The sequence below is a fragment of the Pelobacter seleniigenes DSM 18267 genome (assembly GCF_000711225.1).
GTDB lineage: Bacteria > Desulfobacterota > Desulfuromonadia > Desulfuromonadales > Geopsychrobacteraceae > Seleniibacterium > Seleniibacterium seleniigenes.
In genome coordinates this window covers 1,873,020-1,889,132 of record NZ_JOMG01000002.1, presented here as the reverse complement: position 1 = coordinate 1,889,132, position 16,113 = coordinate 1,873,020, and the positions used below count along the sequence as shown (strand labels likewise).

Genomic DNA, 16,113 nt, shown 5'->3' with positions numbered 1-16,113 from the left:
ACCTGATCATTTTTCTCCGGAAAGCCAGATGGAGCAGGTAACAAGTCATACCGACTGACCATTCGATTACAGCGCTGACAAAAATCGGGAGGAGCACCAGGTCTGAACCCAGGCTTTTTTTGACTGGCAAATGCTCGCAACATCGAGCACAAGATTTGCTGACCTAATCCCATCCCCCCCGGTTGAAAAATCGAAACAGATTAATGCATTATTCTCATGTCAATAGCCGAAATCCTGGCCGGAATTGCAACCCGTCGGTCCGGTTGATTCGTTTCTGGATTATAACACCCGTTTCTCACACAGATCTGACTGGGGAGAGCTGCCGTTGATTTTTTTGCCTTCGACGGCTCAACAAACTGAGATCCTGAACTCACTGAGCGGCACAGGGCTCTCCCACTGCGGCAGACGAGCCAAGGGTCCGCTCATGGTAACGAGCGGAGGGACACGGTCAGCGAGGCCGTTGAGTTTGCCCCACAGGGTGATGTCACCCCAGTACTGCGGTGGTCCATCCGCGGCAGCGACAGCCGCAAAAATATCCCCCGGAGTGTTACAGCCGCTGCGGATCGCTGCAAGGGCAAGGCTTTCCAACCGCCCCAACCCGGTTGCCGGGTCGGGCTGTTCCTGCAGCCAGCGCTTAACCGCAGCCGGAACCCAGGGCAAAGGCGGCGCGCTCATGGCAGCCAAATCCCTGAACAAAGCTTTATCCTGCCTTGCAAAAGCCCGGTCCACAGCAGCGGCAAAGGCAAATTGCTCAGTGCTGACCGGACCACGGTCCCGGTAGAGAGAGGCCAGCTGTCCCGGCTGCAATTGGCCAAGGCCGTTGAAGGGCTCGATACCGGGAAATGCATCGATGCACAGCAGGTCCACCTGATGGAGACCCTGATGAGCCAGGCAAGTCAGCACATGGGCCAGCATGGATTGGTCAAAAAGGCAGGCATCGAACCAGAGAACGATCCGTTCATAGGAACCAGCGGTTGCCAGCTGCCGGTACTGGTTGCGCATAGTTTCCAGAATGTGCTCCCGCCCCAGCCCCCCGGCGGTCAATTCCTCCAGAAACAGGGCCCGGGCACGAAAGGTCTTCTCATCCGGCCAGCCCGGCTCCCGTGGTCCGTCATAAAGGATATCGTGCCAGACCAGGATGTCCCCGCCCAGACCGGCCTGTGCCAGGCTGTCCCCAGCCATGTCACCGCTGGTGATGTGCAGAACCTTGTTCATATAACCTCCTGTCCGCAGGCCCACGCAACGGGTCAAGAAGACTAGCCGGAATGTGGTTAAAATGCTCTGGGGTCAGTTGCCGGCCATACGGGTCCCTTCCATCGATCCTGGAGCGACGTCGTTGACCATGCAGGGCAACCCGAGACAAATGCTGCAACCCGGCCTTCGAGACCGAGTAAGCGATGGGGCTTGGAGCCGGCAGGTTCCCGCAACGCCCGCCCGGCTCTTCGCCAGACTCAACTGGCTTTGGCAGCCTCGGCATAGTAATCCATCAGCGCAGTCGAATCGCTCATAAACCGGTCCGGGGCAATCTCCATGGTCGGAAAACTTGCTCGGTGCCCGAGTTTTTCGCTTAGAAACGCGCGATAGCGATTCAGTTCCTCTTCGCCATTGGCGTCACACTGAATCACCTCGAATTTCTCCAACAAACCGAGTTGCTCAAAATAGCGCTCCAGTCTGATACAGAACGGGCAGGCGCTTCTGACAAAAATTTTCGGTTTAAAGTCTGCTGTCATGAAAAGTCTCCTATTAAATTCAACTGGTTGCATGATCATTCCGAAGAGGAAACAGGATCAGCACCGGGATTACATATTGGTCAGATTATGCGGGTCGGAGGAGTCGGGCGGGCAACGACGACCGAAAATTATCAACCTTCGCCCACAGCGAGATTCGTGTTCAGGTGGTCAGCAGAAAGGCCAGGGTTCCCAGGGCCAGCAAGACACGGTAATAACCAAAAATCTCCAGCCCATGTCGCGACAGGTAGCTGACCATCCATTTGACCGAGATAGCGGCAGCAATAAACGCAACGACAATCCCGATAAACAAGGAAAAATGATCGAAGGTCTGCAGCATCAACTGGCCATGTTTGAGGGTATCATAAGCCGTAGCAGCGCCAAGGGTCACCACTCCCAGCAAAAAACTGTATTCAACCGCGGCCTCAAGGGACAAGCCAACCAGCACACCACCAACAATTGTGACCAAACTACGGCTGACCCCCGGCCACATGGCAATACATTGCGCAAAGCCGATGATCAGCGCCATCTTCCAGTGCATGACATCCAGCAACCTGCCGGGGGTTCCTTCTTGCTGGCGCGACTTTTTGTACCAGCTCACCAGCAAAATGGCCACGCCACCCAGGAACCAGGCCGTGACCACCGGCCAGGGTCCAAACAGATAAGACTTGATCAGTTTATTGAACGCCAGACCCAGAACAGCGGCAGGAATAAATCCGGCGATGATGTTGATCAACAGCCGCCGACCGGCGGGATCATTCCCGGTCAGGCCGCGCAAGGCCTGCTTGACTCGGCCGAAATATAACCACAGAACTGCAAGGATCGCTCCCGCCTGGATACAGATAGTATAGGCATCGACGGCTTCTTTGATACTCTCCTGCTGCTCCACAGACTGGCCAGGCTCAAGACCGATGCCCATGAGTTGTTCTGCCAGCAGCAGATGCCCCGTAGAGCTGACCGGCAGGTATTCCGTCAGCCCTTCAACAATTCCCAACACAACGGCCTGCCCAGTGGTCATGATGCTCTTGCCGGCGACCACCAGAGGCTCAGCAGCCTGTTGCTCGACGGCGACGCTAAAGACACATGGCAGTATTAAAAAACTTGTTAAAATCAGCAGTACTATTTTTTTGGTCATTAAACGTGTTCCTTTACAAGGGGTGACATGCCCAACCCAGCCGGTCCGTCTCCTTTCGGACTGTTGAAGAACCGCATCCTGAGCCAGTGGACGAGACATCAAAATCAATGAACTGTCTAACATATTAATTCTAGAAGGGAGGAAGCATCCCATAGCCTCCCACCATGAAGGAAAAAGTCCAGGACGGTCTTTTCCAACAACCCGCTCCGCCTCTTCGCGGCTCGCTTCTTCTGCCAAGCTTCACTTAACGCAATACGGGTTTCCCTGGCAAGCAGAAATCGAAATATTCCCGCCTAAGTTTTAGTTAAGAATGCGGCCGTAGGGTCATCGTCAGGAAGCACGCTGAGGCCGGCAAGAGAATCACAGCGGTATTTCATCAACCCAAACATGAAAGGACCAATACTTTTATGAACAAGAAACTGTTATCCGGAATCATCCTCTCCCTGTTGCTGCTCACCATAACCTCGTTCTCAGCACTGGCCGGCACCCAGCAGGACAAGTCCGAAGAGCAACTGCTGGCAACATCCAAAGTCAACCTGCCGCAGGCCATCAATCTTGCCTTACAGGAAGTCTCCGGCACTGCTGTGAGTGCAGAACTTGATGATGAGCTGAAGTCACCCGCCTACGTCGTGGAAGTTTTCGCCGGGGACGGTCAGCATAAAATCACGGTCGACCGGATGACCGGACAGATTCTCAAAAACAAGCTCAAATCTGCAGATGACGATGGCGACGAGGAAGAAAGGGACTAAGCAAACGCCAGGTGCCGAACCGGGGGCTCCCGGTTCGGCACACCCAATCTTTCTGCCGATCCCCATTCAAAAGTCCTTTAAGCTGGTCTTAAGTTTTCTATCCTATACAACTCCGTAACTGTTCAACTTCCCGATAGAAACATTACCGCAAAAAGATCAGTTCTGCGTTCAGCAGAACCAAAAAGCAGGGTGTTGAGATGAGAATCCTCCTGGTTGAAGATGACGACATGATCGGCAGCGCGGTAATGACCTTTCTCAAACAGGAGGGGCAGGCCATTGACTGGTCCCATGATGTTGAAGAAGCCCGTCTGGGGCTGGCCAGCGAAAGCTATGATGTCATCCTGCTCGACCTGGGTCTGCCGGATGGCTCGGGGCTGGATATTCTCACCAGCCAGCGCCGCCGGGGCGATCACACCCCGGTGGTGATTCTGACCGCCCGCGACGCGGTCGCCGACCGCATCGCGGGTCTTGACCTGGGCGCGGATGACTACCTGATCAAGCCCTTCGATCTGGATGAGTTGAGCGCCCGCATGCGTGCGGTGCACAGAAGACGCCACGGCCGTGCCGATACCTGGCTGAAACGGGGGCAACTGGCTTTGAACCCGGCGACCCACGAGTGTCTTTGGCAAGGGAGTAATATCGCACTTTCCGCCAAGGAATTCACTCTTCTCCAGCAGCTGCTGGAACAGCCCAGCTGTGTTCTTTCCCGCGGCCAGCTGGAAGAAACCCTGTACGGTTGGGGCGAAGAAATCGAAAGCAATGCGGTCGAAGTCCATATCCACAATTTGCGCAAAAAACTCGCCCGCGATGTCATCAGGACGATTCGCGGCGTAGGCTATATTCTGGGGCAAAACCTGTGATCTCGGTTCGCCGGAAATTGCTGCTCTGGCTGTTGCTTGGCCAGGTTCTGGCGATTGTTGTCACTGGTGCCATCTCCTTTTTCTATGTTCGCAATCAGGTCGAGAACCTGTTTGACGACCGTCTGCGGCAACTGGCATACAGCATTCCGCTCTCCGCCAGTATTCTACCGACCGCGCCGCCACGCAGCAGCAACGCCTTTGATGATGAAGACGGAGACGATTTCATCATCCAGATCTGGGATACTCAAGGGACGCTATTGAGCCAGCTCAACCGGGACGAAGGCCGTCCGCAACAGGCCAAGATCGGCTTCAGCACCCAGTTTTCCGATGACAAGCTGTGGCGAACCTTTGTCCTGCAGCGTGATCAATACCAGGTCCAAATCAGCCAGCCTTTTGCCGATCGGCTGGAAATGAGTTTGCGCATTTCCCTTGGAGCAACCGCTCCGATCCTGGTGCTGATCATTCTTCTCGGTGGTCTGGTCTGGTTAACGGTGCGCCGCAGCCTGGCCCCGTTAACGGCCCTGGCCGACTCAGTCAGGCAGCGGAATCCCTACTCCCTGACCCCGATTGCACTGGATAACCTGCCCCTGGAAGTCGTCCCGCTGGTGGAAGCCCTCAATCATCTGCTGATCAGCCTGCAGCACACCCTTGAAGGGCAACGGAAGTTCACCGCTGATGCGGCTCACGAACTCAGAACTCCGTTGACCGCGGTTCATCTGCAGGTGCAGCTATTGAAAAAGTGTCAGGATCAAAAACAACGCAAAGAGTTAATCAACCAGTTAAATGAGGGGGTCATCCGCTCCGGCCATCTGGTCCAGCAGTTGTTGGCCCTGGCACGGATGGAACCGGACCGCTGGGAACGGCCTTTTGCCAAAATCGATTTATTGAGGCTGCTCAGGACCGTGGTTGCCGATTTGACGCCTGCCTCCCTGGCCCGGGACATTGATCTGGGGATCAAAGACAGCACACCGCTCCAGGTCAACGGAGATGCCGAAAGCCTGCGGGTCCTGTTCAACAACCTGGTCGATAACGCCATCCGCTATTCATTTCCACACGGGCGGGTGGATATCAGCCTGGCGCAGACCCGGCAAATGGGACAGGTGGTTGTTCAGGATCAGGGTCCTGGAATCCCCCCAAAGGATCGCCAGCTGGTTTTTAACCGGTTCTATCGGCGGGCCGATACCGGCACAAGCGGCAGCGGCCTTGGCCTGGCCATCGTTCAGGAGATTGTCAAAAATCATCAGGGGACCATTGTGTTGGCAGACAGAGACAGCGGCAGCGGTCTCAAAGTGATCGTCGCGCTCCCGCTATCTCCCCTTGATTGAATCCGCAGTATCGGGCATGCTCCCTGCAAACGGAACTTATCCGGCCCAGGCGGATAACCTTATACAGCCGCCCTGCGCGACCGACCATCATCGTATGTTTATTTACAAAGGAGGATGTTATTCACCATGTTTCACGATCTGATTGTCTGGATTGTCGCAACGGTCAGTCACTGGGGTTATCCGGGGATCGTTGTGCTGATGTTTCTCGAATCATCGTTCTTCCCCTTCCCCAGCGAAGTGGTCATCCCACCGGCAGGGTATCTGGCCGCCCAGGGAGAAATGTCCCTGCCTCTGGTCATCGGCATGGGAATTCTGGGTAGCCTGCTTGGCGCCTGCTTCAATTACTGGCTCGCCTGCACCTGGGGGCGGCCCTTTTTTGAACGCTACGGCCGCTACCTGCTGATCAGTCCGCAGACCCTGGAACGAGCGGATCGTTTCTTTGCCCGGCATGGACATATTTCGACCTTTATCGGCCGGCTGCTGCCCGGCATCCGGCAATATATCAGCCTGCCCGCCGGACTGGCACGGATGAACCTGCTGCTGTTCGCCATTTTCACAGCCTGCGGCGCCGGCATCTGGGTGGTCATTCTAGCCCTGGGTGGCTATCTGATCGGCAACAACCAGCAACTCATCAGCCAATACATGCATCAGGCCCTGTTCGCGCTGGCCGCGCTCTGTGGGGTGATCCTTGTTTTTTACTTGTGGCGGCTTAAAAAAAGAGTCAAACCAGCAGTGGAAACTGCTTGCGCTGAAGAGACTGAGAAATTTTAAAGAACACCGACTGCAGCTCGGGCTCACCTGGATGCTCAACCAGGTGAGCCCGGAAAATCCCGCCCTCCCGCCTAGCCCCCCCCCCCCTCAGCAAGAGCCTGCTCTTATTTACCGGTGCTGCTGACATTTCCGAAACAACGGCAATTTCAGCAGCAATTAAGGTTGCCTTAAGCTTGCTTCGTTAGGGTTCCGGCTGGTGAGGGTGTACACCTTGCGTTCAAGTCATCTTGACGGCTGTCAAGGCTTGCCGGATACCAGCGCCCCCGGCTATCAGCAGGCGGGGTTACCTTGGCGGCTTTTCTTCTAGTTCAACAGGTTAAGGGTGGTCTATGACGTTCAGGAGATCGGTTATCTGGTTTACCTTTTTAGTCACGCTCCTGGCGGTGCGGATACCGAGCGGTTTTGCCGGCCAAAGCGGTTTTGAAACAGCGGGGGATATTGCGGAAATTGCCCTGCCCGCCAGTGCATTTGCAACCACCCTGCTGCTTGATGACACGGAAGGGCGCAATCAATTTTTAAAGTCGTTTTTCCTCAACGCAGGCACAACGATTGCCTTGAAATATGCGATCAACAAACCCCGCCCGGAAGGGCACGGCGATCATTCTTTCCCTTCAGGGCATACGTCTTCCGCGTTTCAGGCCGCGACATTTATCCATAAAAGATACGGTTTGACCTATGGCGCCCCGGCCTACCTCGTGGCGTCTTATGTCGGTTGGAGTCGGATTGAGGGAGAAACCGACAAGCATGACCTCAGCGATGTTCTGGCCGGTGCGGGCCTGGGGATTGCCTGCAGCTGGTGGCTGACCACCCCCTATGAAGATATCAACATCACCCCGGTTTACAGTGCCAACTTTTTCGGACTCTGGATGTCCTTTCCCTGGTAACTCTTAACACCAACAGACTGAGGCGATTCATGATGAACGAGCAACAGCTGGTTTTTGATCACGTCAGCCCCTGGGGAATTCATGCCTTAACCCGCAAAATTTCAAAACGACTCAACCGATGTCAAAGGGTCTCTACCTGGAAGGGCTTTGGCAGAATTGCGTTCTGGTTGCGTCATCCGTTGAAACACGACCTGTCCGGACCGGTTGACACGGAAATCTGGGGGCTGAAAATGCGCTTGATGCCGCGCGGCAATTTGTCGGAATCGCGCATGCTTTTCCTCCCTGGCCTGTTTGACCGGAAAGAACGCCACTACCTGCAGCAAAAACTACAACCCGGAGCGGTCTTCCTGGATATCGGCGCCAATGCCGGAGCCTATAGTTTCTGGGTTTACAGCTGCCTGAAGACGGACTGCTCAATCTACGCCATCGAACCCGACCCGGAATTACAGAAACGGATCAAATTTAATGTGGCCACCAATGGCGCAACATCGATTACCCCGATTAGTCATGCCTTGAGTAATCAAAACGGGGAAATGCATCTTGCGATGGCACAGGGGAATCGAGGTCAAAACGTTCTGCAGACATCCGGCAATACCGCCGCCAGCATCCCTGTTCATGTCACCACCTTGCTTTCCCTGGTCCAGGATTATAAAATTTCCAGAATTGATGGTTTAAAAATTGATATTGAAGGGCATGAATACCGTGTCATGCAGCATTTCTTCCAGGCTGCGGATAAGGTCCTGTGGCCAGGATCGATTATTTGTGAGACCTGCACCAAAGAACAGTCCGAAGGGATGGGAGAGTTACTCTCCCGGGTGGGCTATAGAAGAGTCGGCTCGGGCAAAATGAATGACATTTTTGAGCGAGAATGACACTTCACCTCTGCTAAAGAATTAATCGGGGTCAGGCCTTAATAACAGGGAAATATCCAGCAGCCTCCTGTGCAAGCTTTGTCCCGCTTCGAAAGGATTGACAATGCATTCCGCCCAGCACAGCTTCGGATCCGCCTACGCATCCCTGGATGATCCGGCCTTTATCCCCAAGTACCGGGCCGCCTGTTTTTGCGGCGCGGTTCGTTACGAAGTGAGCGCTGACCCGGTGGATGCGAAAATCTGTCATTGCAAAGCCTGTCAGGCCCTGCATGGCGCGCCCATGCAATGGGCGGCCATCTTTCACAAACACCAGGTCAGGTTCACTGCCGGTCTGGAGCAACTGCGTTTTTATCATAGCGAGCAGGGCCTCAATGAACGCATCCTCCCCTGCAAGGTCAGCTGCAAACACTGTGGAACCCCGCTTGCCGACGAAGGCCGCAGGATGTGGCTCGCCTTCCCCAGCCTGTTCGACTTTGGCCCAGCTGGCGAAGTGCCGGAGCCATTCCGGCCAACCTGCCATATCTTTTATGCCCAGCGGGCGCTGGACATTATTGACCCGCTGCCCAAATGGGCCGGGCATAAGGGCCATTCTGCCCGGCTGTGAACAAGGACTATTCCGCGGCAAGGGAAGCCATATCAATCACGTAACGATGGGCCAGATCCCCTTTGGCCAGATGCGAAAAAGCATCGTTGATCTGCTGAATCGAGATCATTTCACATTCCGGATAGATCTGGTGCTCGGCACAGAAATCCAGTACCTCCTGGGTTTCCGCGATCCCGCCGATCAACGACCCGGCCACGCGCCGGCGGCCAAAGATCAGCGGCATGGTCATGGACTCTTCCATGGGGCCAACCTGGCCGACAATGACCAGCGAACCGTCAACATCCAGCAGCGGAGTGTAAAGGCTGAAGTCATGCTTGACCGGTACGGTATCGATGATCAGGTCAAAGGAACTGCCCGCCGCCTTCATGGCACTCTTGTCCGTGGAAGCCAGAATGCCTTTGGCACCACTGGCCTTGGCCTCTTTCTCCTTATGCGTGGAACGGCTGATCACAGTCACTTCCGCCCCCATGGCCACGGCCAGCTTCACCGCCATATGCCCAAGGCCGCCAAGGCCGATGACCCCGACGCGGCTCCCTTTACCGACCTTCCAGGTACGCAACGGCGAAAAGGTGGTAATCCCGGCGCATAAAATAGGCGCGGCTTTGGAGATATCCAGATTGTCCGGGATGCGCAGCACAAACTCTTCACGCACCACGATATGCTTGGAGTAGCCCCCCTGGGTGATCTTCCGATCGATCCGGTCCGGCGCACCATAGGTCGGGGTCATCCCGTTACGGCAATACTGTTCTTCACCGTTATGACACTGATCGCAGTCCTGGCAACTATCGACCATACAGCCGACGGCAACCAGATCCCCCTTTTGATAGTTTTTCACCTCCGCCCCGACCGAACGTACGACACCGACGATTTCATGCCCCGGGATCACTGGGTAAGGCTGGGGGCCCCAATCGCCGTTGACGGTATGTAGATCAGAGTGACAAACCCCACAGTATAAGATTTCGATGGCAACATCATTGGGCCGCAGGTCCCGCCGTTCAAAATGATAAGGAACGAGTTCCGCATCGGCAGAATGTGCCGCATAACCGACTGTTTTCATAAAACAACCCTTTCTTCTTTCACGGACTTAAAGATGATTTTTCTTTTAGCGAAGAACTGCTCATGAAAAATCGCAGCCAGCTAGTTGCCATCCGGAAACTCCGCAGGGCAACGGCTAAGTTTTCAGATGGGAAACGAGCAATTTTTCGTTGTGGCAAGGAAATCAAGGGGTTGCGCGGAGGCGTAGTCCTTTACGCCGCACAAGAAAACCCGCAGATTAACACCGCCACAGCGGAAAAGGGCCGTTTCCGGATGAAAACCAGCTAGTGTCCGCCTGATTCTCCATGGTTCGTATCTAATACTACAATATTTTATCAGGCAGACTAAAGAAGCCCCGAAAGATTCCCTGTTCAGGGGGCAGTTGGAAAGTAGTATTTCCAGCGTTTTTTGTATCGATATCGATAATGGTCTTCTAAGTTATTGATGTTGTGAGGTGGGAACCTGTTTCCGATGGAGATCCACGGCCACCTCATTTCAAAGTCTAGCGGACCTGAAAAACCAGGTCGCTGCCCCCAAGAGCCACACCCCGTCAAGTCAAATACTCTCGTGCCCCGCCATCCGCTAAATCCAATGGTAGTCTAATAGCGCTCGTGTCCCGTTCGATGAGTTATTGGTATTAATTTTGAGTCATTTTTGTTGCTGTCAAGGCGTGCCGCCGCAGGCCTGGCTTGGGCTGAGCCGAGAAGGCAGAACATAGACAGCGGCAAAAATGACCGGAATTGGGATAGAGAATAACCGTACGGGACGCTAGTTTAAGCAACTTTGCAGTAAACTCGAGACTGTCCCCAGGGTCATCGGGGGCTGTCCCAAGAGTTTGCAAGCCATGAAACTGTAGCGGTTAGCACCGCAAAGACCTGGGACAGCCCCGTGCGGGGACAGTCCTGATTTTGCTGCCACCTGCTCTTAACCTAGCGTCATTAAATGGTAGCAGCCTATTATTTCTTGGAGGAAAAATACGTGTCGAGAGAATCCACGACAAGGGACTGGCCCTTTGTTTTACAATCCCTTGCCCTGCCAGGTCCCGCTTTATGATATTGCCCTGAGAGCCTCGTGGACGGCCTTGCTTAATGCCGCTGTATAAAATGGTTTACTGATGAAATAAGAAAGTCCTTCGTCTTTCATATCCTGGACATCTTCTTCTTTGGAAAATCCCGACGACAGAATCACCGGAATCTCTGGTGCTATTGTTTTCATCTTGATGAAACAATCCCTGCCCGTCATTCCCGGCATGATCATATCCAGAATAACCAAGTCAAAAGAATGGGGTGACTGCTCTATCAATGCAAGTCCCTCATGCCCGCTTGATGCGACATCGACCTCATAGCCAAGACCTTCGAGGATCGCCTTGGCGGTTATCCTCATAATTTCTTCGTCATCGACAACCAATATTTTCCCCCGCCCCGATATTGTTTCGGTTATAAGAAAGTCTGTATCAGAAGCCCTGTCGGTCAATGGCAGAAGGATTTCAAAGCTAGATCCGGCACCAAGTTCGCTACGAACTGAAATCGCTCCATTATGCTGCTGGACCACCCCGAAAACTGCAGCCAGCCCCAGGCCCGTTCCTTTCCCTGGCTCTTTTGTGGTGAAGAAGGGTTCGAAAATACGTGGTATGATCTCAGGCTTGATCCCCGTCCCTGTATCACGAACAGTCACTTTAACAAAGTCACCTGGCTCGATAGAGAAAGTACTGGCTTCGCAAAAGCTGCTGTCCAGAAAAATGTTGTCTGTGGAGATCATGATTGTTCCCCCTTCTGACATGGCATGCGACGCGTTGATAGTCAGATTCAGGAACGCACTCTGCAGTTGTGATGCGTCTCCAACGACAGTGGTGTGCTCGGCATCAAGAGACAGATCAAGAAGGATTCGCCGGTCAAGGGTGTTCTCCAGCAAAGCAATCGTCTCTTCCAATGCCTTGTGAACATCGATCACCGTTGAAGTCGGAGTTTTTTTCCCGGCAAAAGTCAGCAGCTTTTTGGTCAACCCGGCAGCTCTACCGGAGGATTCTAGGATAATATCAAGATATTTGTGTATTCTGGTTCGGCCTGGAAGATCTCTGGCAATGAGCTCAGCGGCCCCAATGATGCCACTAAGCATGTTATTAAAATCATGAGCAACTCCACCGGCCAGTTGGCCGACAACCTCCATCTTCTGACTCTGTTGGAGCCATACTTCCCGCTCATATTCAGCAGTGATATCCCGGAAAACAAGGACCGCTCCGACAACGGTTCCTGCATCATCGGTGATTGCTGAACAAGAGTCTTCGACTCGATATTCTTTTGAATACTTAGAAACAAGAATGGTTCCATAATCAAACCCTTTGGTTCGACCATCAATGAGACAGGCTTTGAGAGGACTGCTGATCCGGGATTGGTCTTTGGCGGATATAAGGCAAACCACCTCCTCCAGATGCCGTCCAACGGCATCATTTTCAGGCCACTCTGTCAAGGTTTCTGCAAGCCGGTTTATCCTGGTGATCTTTCCAGAGATATCGGTGGAAATAACAGCATCACCGATAGACTGCAAAGTCACGCGTAAATTTTCTTCGCTGGCGGCAAGACTGTTTTTGGTTCGTCGCAAATGCTGAATTGCAACGAGTAACAACATAATCATAAGGACAAACAGACAGAAAACAATACCAACACCCCAAACCAGATAACGGTAGGTCTGATAAAAAGAGAAAGGCTGGAAAAGAATCTGACTGTTCTTAGGCAAACGATCCTCGGGAATATCGAAACGCTGGAGCTGCCGATAATCAAACATATAACGGTTTTGCCCTTCAGTTTCCACCGGGATATCTTTAGGGCTGACCGCACCTGTGAGAATTCGTGCGGCCAAATTAGCCGCGTAACGCCCCTGGATTTCTCCCCCATTTACTTTCCCCCCGATAATTCCCAAACCAAGATTTGCACTGGAGGTGCCAAAAACCGGGACATCCGCTGCTTCACTTATCTGCGGATAAATCTCCTGATTATTAAACGTGTTTCCTTCTTTATCCTGGTACCAGGCCGGTGCGATCACCGCACTGTTTACGGGGAGTCTTTTCAATTCCGCTAGCATTTCTCCTGTGTTTAATTCCTCTCCGTTCAAATATATAAAGGAGATATTCGTAAATTTTCCTGCAGCCTCCCTCGCCATTTCTCTGGTCCCAATACCTGTTGGTGTTCCGTCACTGACAATGGCAATAGAACCCGTACCTGGAAAAAGCTGCAAAACCAAGGCAATATTTGAAGAGATATCAAGAGATTCTACAACCCCCGTGAAAAAATCCCGATCCACAGACAAAGCGTTCTCGAGGCTATTGATTCCACAGAAAACAACAGGAACCTGTCTGAATATCCTGTGATGAACCTTTTTGAGAAAACGCAGGGCATAATCATCGGAAACGATAACGAGATCAATCCCCTGGTTTCGATATTTTATTTCCAAAACTCTTGAATAAACCACCTCTAGATCAGGATCGACAATACGTTTGTGATCCATATATTCGATATAGAATTCAATTTTTCCAAATTTATTAGCAAGAGACTTCTGGATGGTTGTCACAATTTCATCGGTCCAGGCAAAACCATGATGGTAGGAATTAAGAATCAAGATCTTTTTTTCTTTTTCATCTGAGGCATTTGCAGGAACAGTTAAGAATGAGGAACTCGAAATGATTAACAGACATATTGCAATTATTCGCAATACAGAAGGCCAAATGATCTCCGGCACCGAAATTGAAGAACTGATAACTTTCATTTTTGGCCCGTGTAAAAAGGGAGCCCTCGCCAAATCTCCAGGTTAAATTTCTGAAAGACAGGAGGTCCTGTTTCCAGCAAGCAATCCTGCTAAATTTGAACATTTACAGCAGATTCTACACAAACCGGCAATAAAATAAAATTATTAAAATATTCCTTTCTCTCGGCCTTTCTCGCCCATTTCAAATATGTGGTTCCCGCAACAAAAATAGAAGCCCGGTCAAAAAACAAACGAACTTCTGCTTTGCCGAGGAGAGCTCACTGCTTTATCTATAGAATTAAACTCTCTGCAAATGAGCTTTGCCGGAAAGACCCATCAATTCTGAATAAAGACCAAGTGGGCCGACAGGTATTCGCAGAGTCTGTGCCTGCCGACTGTTCTGTCGATGCCCGACTTGCGCCAGAGAGGAAACCTTCGCCTGTTCTTCCATAAGAGTCTGCGCCAGTTCCACATGATTCTCGCAGATGACTGCTGCTTTTTTTAGGATAAGAGGCCCGTTCGCTTGCCGCAGACAGTGCCTCCTCGCCATCGATCTTCCCGCATGGGCCACGACCTGTTCTGTAAACGGATTCAGGATCTCGATGACCTCGTTGCAACTTGATTCTTTTAAATTCACCGTTGCTGTACTGCTGGCAAGTCCTCATTTGCTAACCTCATGAAGAAGTAGCCATGATCGCACCGGGACATCCTTCCTGGCCTGTAAATTTGGGAATTATCCGGAGGCATTCTCATCATGTGGATTAGGGGTCTAGTGCCCCGTACGGTTAGTTCTCTATCCCAATTCCGATCATTTTTGCCGCTGTCTACGTTCTGCCTTCTCGGTTTAGCCCAAGCCAGGCCTGCGGCGGCACGCCTTGACCGCAACAAAAATGACTCAAAATTAATTCGAATAACTAACCAAACGGGACACTAGCGTTTAGATTTAGCAGATGGCAAGCCACCCTTTGATACGATATGACGAGGGTGTGGTTCATGGGGTCCGTGACCTGTTTTTTCAGGTTGGCCAGACTTTGACATACATAAAGGTCTGGACATATGGGGAGAATACCAATTATCCAAAAACCGGGAGAAGACTTGCCGCCCCACTCACACGGGTTCTATCGAGATAGCGGCGATTCAGCTTCTTTATCCATTACACATAATTGAACAGTTTCCGAGCGATTTGCTTGTTCAGCCAGAATCATAATGAACGAACTCAACAGGAGCAGCCCTCCTGCCATCATCAGTGACCAATCAAAAGAATTCGTCAGCTTGGCGATATAGCCGCCAACGGAGGGTCCGATGACCATCGATGCACCGAAGATGATCGTCGCGATACCGGTCACTTTATCTTTCTTATTGCCGGCCAATTTGCCCAGCATACCCAGCACCAGCCCGGGAATAGCCAGAAAAGAACTGCCGAATATCCCGACCGCAACTAGAACTCCGACCCGATTTTGCCAGGTCACAACAACGATATTTGCCAGAGCCAGAAGAACCAGTAGGAAGGCCGTTGTTCTAATTTCGCCGACCCGTGCGGCAACTAACGGCCAAATGATGCAGGAAGGAATCACCATCATCCCAACCAGAACCCACCCCATATAGGCACGATCCTGCAATCCGGAAAACTGTGCCAACATCGTAACCAGAAAGGTGCTGCCGATCGTGTTGGCAAAGCCATACAAAGCATAAGCAACCAGCAGCAAGATCATCGCGCGCTCTGTGCCATAACTAGCGGTCGTGGCTGTCGTTGAAGTCGTGCCCCGCAGACTTCGACTGATTGGAGCTAACAATAGCAGGCAAACAATTCCTGCCACCGCTGCCGTCAAAGCAACAAAGCGCCACCCACCCTGCCAACCACTGACCACCGCGATCTCAGGAATAGCGAACCCGATAACGACAATCGCCAAACCGATCCCGGAATAGAGAATTGCGGTTAACCAGCCAGCACCATATTCCAGGAACACCCCCAAAACAATCGACAGGGTCGCCAGAAAAGTGGCGGCAGACGAAAAACCGATGCAGAACATCATCAGCGCCCAGGCATCAAAGGAACCACCGAACGACATCGCCCAACTGCCGAGGACAAGAACAGTCAGGCCAAAACACAAGGTCGGGAGTGCGCCGACCTTCGCAAGTGTTTTCGTTACGGCAACTGAGCCGAATAAGTAGCCAAAATACATGGCCGAAGCAAGATAGCCCGCCATATCCACCGCCAGTCCTGCCTGCACCTGCATCAGTGGCAACAACGGTGAATAAGCAAAACGGCCAATTCCAAAAGCCAGGAACATTGCGACAATCCCACCGCAAACGGCCCGGACAGGGAAAGTCATTTGTCTATCGGATATCTTCAACAAAATCGCACCTCACTGCTGAAAAACGGTAAAAAACCGCGACGACCAAACTGCTGCTT

Annotated in this window: 15 protein-coding genes; 8 read left to right on the top strand and 7 right to left on the bottom strand. The window is 52.4% G+C overall.

Translation table 11 applies throughout. The annotated features are described in order from the left end of the window. Positions 1-348 precede the first annotated feature (348 nt). From N909_RS0111460 to N909_RS0111450, 3 genes are all read right to left on the bottom strand, one after another. Complete coding sequence (locus N909_RS0111460) at positions 349-1,215, bottom strand: DUF1835 domain-containing protein (protein WP_029915171.1); 867 nt, start codon at positions 1,213-1,215, stop codon at positions 349-351. Between the two features lie 236 nt (positions 1,216-1,451). After that, positions 1,452-1,730: a glutaredoxin family protein gene (locus N909_RS0111455; RefSeq protein ID WP_029915170.1), complete on the bottom strand. Its 279-nt coding sequence runs from the start codon at positions 1,728-1,730 to the stop codon at positions 1,452-1,454. A 160-nt stretch (positions 1,731-1,890) separates the two neighbouring features. Next, on the bottom strand, positions 1,891-2,862 hold the full coding sequence (locus tag N909_RS0111450; RefSeq protein ID WP_029915168.1) for an undecaprenyl-diphosphate phosphatase: 972 nt from the start codon (positions 2,860-2,862) through the stop codon (positions 1,891-1,893). Between the two features lie 407 nt (positions 2,863-3,269). Between N909_RS0111450 and N909_RS0111445 the strand changes: the two genes are divergently transcribed. The 7 genes from N909_RS0111445 (at position 3,270) to N909_RS0111415 (ending at position 8,927) form a co-directional block, all read left to right on the top strand. Next, positions 3,270-3,611 (top strand): PepSY domain-containing protein, encoded by a 342-nt coding sequence (locus N909_RS0111445; RefSeq protein ID WP_029915167.1) that lies wholly within the window; start codon positions 3,270-3,272, stop codon positions 3,609-3,611. 197 nt (positions 3,612-3,808) lie between these two features. Beyond that, a complete protein-coding gene (locus tag N909_RS0111440; RefSeq protein ID WP_029915166.1) occupies positions 3,809-4,471 on the top strand; it encodes a response regulator in 663 nt (220 codons plus the stop codon). Beyond that, positions 4,468-5,796, top strand: a complete 1,329-nt coding sequence (locus N909_RS0111435) for a sensor histidine kinase (protein ID WP_029915165.1) — start codon at positions 4,468-4,470, stop codon at positions 5,794-5,796. The genes N909_RS0111440 and N909_RS0111435 overlap by 4 nt, the downstream gene beginning before the upstream one ends. Positions 5,797-5,922: 126 nt before the next feature. After that, the gene (locus N909_RS0111430; RefSeq protein ID WP_051689711.1) at positions 5,923-6,567 is read left to right on the top strand and encodes a DedA family protein; all 645 of its coding nucleotides are present in this window, start codon (positions 5,923-5,925) and stop codon (positions 6,565-6,567) included. A gap of 329 nt (positions 6,568-6,896) precedes the next feature. After that, entirely contained in the window at positions 6,897-7,451 is a 555-nt protein-coding gene (locus N909_RS0111425; protein WP_051689710.1) for a phosphatase PAP2 family protein, read from the top strand. Between the two features lie 29 nt (positions 7,452-7,480). Further along, positions 7,481-8,323, top strand: coding sequence for an FkbM family methyltransferase (locus N909_RS0111420; protein ID WP_029915161.1), 843 nt, complete (start codon positions 7,481-7,483; stop codon positions 8,321-8,323). Positions 8,324-8,426: 103 nt separating this feature from the next. Beyond that, entirely contained in the window at positions 8,427-8,927 is a 501-nt protein-coding gene (locus N909_RS0111415) for a GFA family protein (protein WP_029915158.1), read from the top strand. A 7-nt stretch (positions 8,928-8,934) separates the two neighbouring features. On the opposite strand, the gene N909_RS0111410 is transcribed toward N909_RS0111415, so the two are convergent. Then, on the bottom strand, positions 8,935-9,984 hold the full coding sequence (locus tag N909_RS0111410; protein ID WP_029915156.1) for an NAD(P)-dependent alcohol dehydrogenase: 1,050 nt from the start codon (positions 9,982-9,984) through the stop codon (positions 8,935-8,937). Positions 9,985-10,046: 62 nt separating this feature from the next. Here N909_RS0111410 and N909_RS0111405 point away from each other — a divergent pair, with 62 nt between their 5' ends. After that, positions 10,047-10,250 (top strand): hypothetical protein, encoded by a 204-nt coding sequence (locus tag N909_RS0111405; RefSeq protein ID WP_029915154.1) that lies wholly within the window; start codon positions 10,047-10,049, stop codon positions 10,248-10,250. A 759-nt stretch (positions 10,251-11,009) separates the two neighbouring features. Here the strand turns inward: N909_RS0111405 and N909_RS24625 are convergent. The 3 genes from N909_RS24625 to N909_RS0111385 all read right to left on the bottom strand — a co-directional run bounded on the left by N909_RS24625 (position 11,010) and on the right by N909_RS0111385 (position 16,054). Further along, entirely contained in the window at positions 11,010-13,721 is a 2,712-nt protein-coding gene (locus tag N909_RS24625) for a hybrid sensor histidine kinase/response regulator (protein ID WP_155005924.1), read from the bottom strand. A 277-nt stretch (positions 13,722-13,998) separates the two neighbouring features. Then, the gene (locus N909_RS0111390) at positions 13,999-14,337 is read right to left on the bottom strand and encodes a hypothetical protein (RefSeq protein WP_029915150.1); all 339 of its coding nucleotides are present in this window, start codon (positions 14,335-14,337) and stop codon (positions 13,999-14,001) included. Positions 14,338-14,818: 481 nt separating this feature from the next. Further along, positions 14,819-16,054: a YbfB/YjiJ family MFS transporter gene (locus N909_RS0111385; protein ID WP_155005923.1), complete on the bottom strand. Its 1,236-nt coding sequence runs from the start codon at positions 16,052-16,054 to the stop codon at positions 14,819-14,821. Between the last annotated feature and the right edge of the window lie 59 nt (positions 16,055-16,113).

Excerpts from the sequence above, each read along its gene's own strand:
- N909_RS0111460 (WP_029915171.1), bottom strand. The coding sequence starts at position 1,215 with ATGAACAAGGTTCTGCACATCACCAGCGGTGACATGGCTGGGGACAGC.
- N909_RS0111455 (WP_029915170.1), bottom strand. The coding sequence starts at position 1,730 with ATGACAGCAGACTTTAAACCGAAAATTTTTGTCAGAAGCGCCTGCCCG.
- N909_RS0111450 (WP_029915168.1), bottom strand. The coding sequence starts at position 2,862 with ATGACCAAAAAAATAGTACTGCTGATTTTAACAAGTTTTTTAATACTG.
- N909_RS0111445 (WP_029915167.1), top strand. The coding sequence starts at position 3,270 with ATGAACAAGAAACTGTTATCCGGAATCATCCTCTCCCTGTTGCTGCTC.
- N909_RS0111440 (WP_029915166.1), top strand. The coding sequence starts at position 3,809 with ATGAGAATCCTCCTGGTTGAAGATGACGACATGATCGGCAGCGCGGTA.
- N909_RS0111430 (WP_051689711.1), top strand. The coding sequence starts at position 5,923 with ATGTTTCACGATCTGATTGTCTGGATTGTCGCAACGGTCAGTCACTGG.
- N909_RS0111425 (WP_051689710.1), top strand. The coding sequence starts at position 6,897 with ATGACGTTCAGGAGATCGGTTATCTGGTTTACCTTTTTAGTCACGCTC.
- N909_RS0111420 (WP_029915161.1), top strand. The coding sequence starts at position 7,481 with ATGATGAACGAGCAACAGCTGGTTTTTGATCACGTCAGCCCCTGGGGA.
- N909_RS0111415 (WP_029915158.1), top strand. The coding sequence starts at position 8,427 with ATGCATTCCGCCCAGCACAGCTTCGGATCCGCCTACGCATCCCTGGAT.
- N909_RS0111410 (WP_029915156.1), bottom strand. The coding sequence starts at position 9,984 with ATGAAAACAGTCGGTTATGCGGCACATTCTGCCGATGCGGAACTCGTT.
- N909_RS0111405 (WP_029915154.1), top strand. The coding sequence starts at position 10,047 with ATGAAAAATCGCAGCCAGCTAGTTGCCATCCGGAAACTCCGCAGGGCA.
- N909_RS24625 (WP_155005924.1), bottom strand. The coding sequence starts at position 13,721 with ATGAAAGTTATCAGTTCTTCAATTTCGGTGCCGGAGATCATTTGGCCT.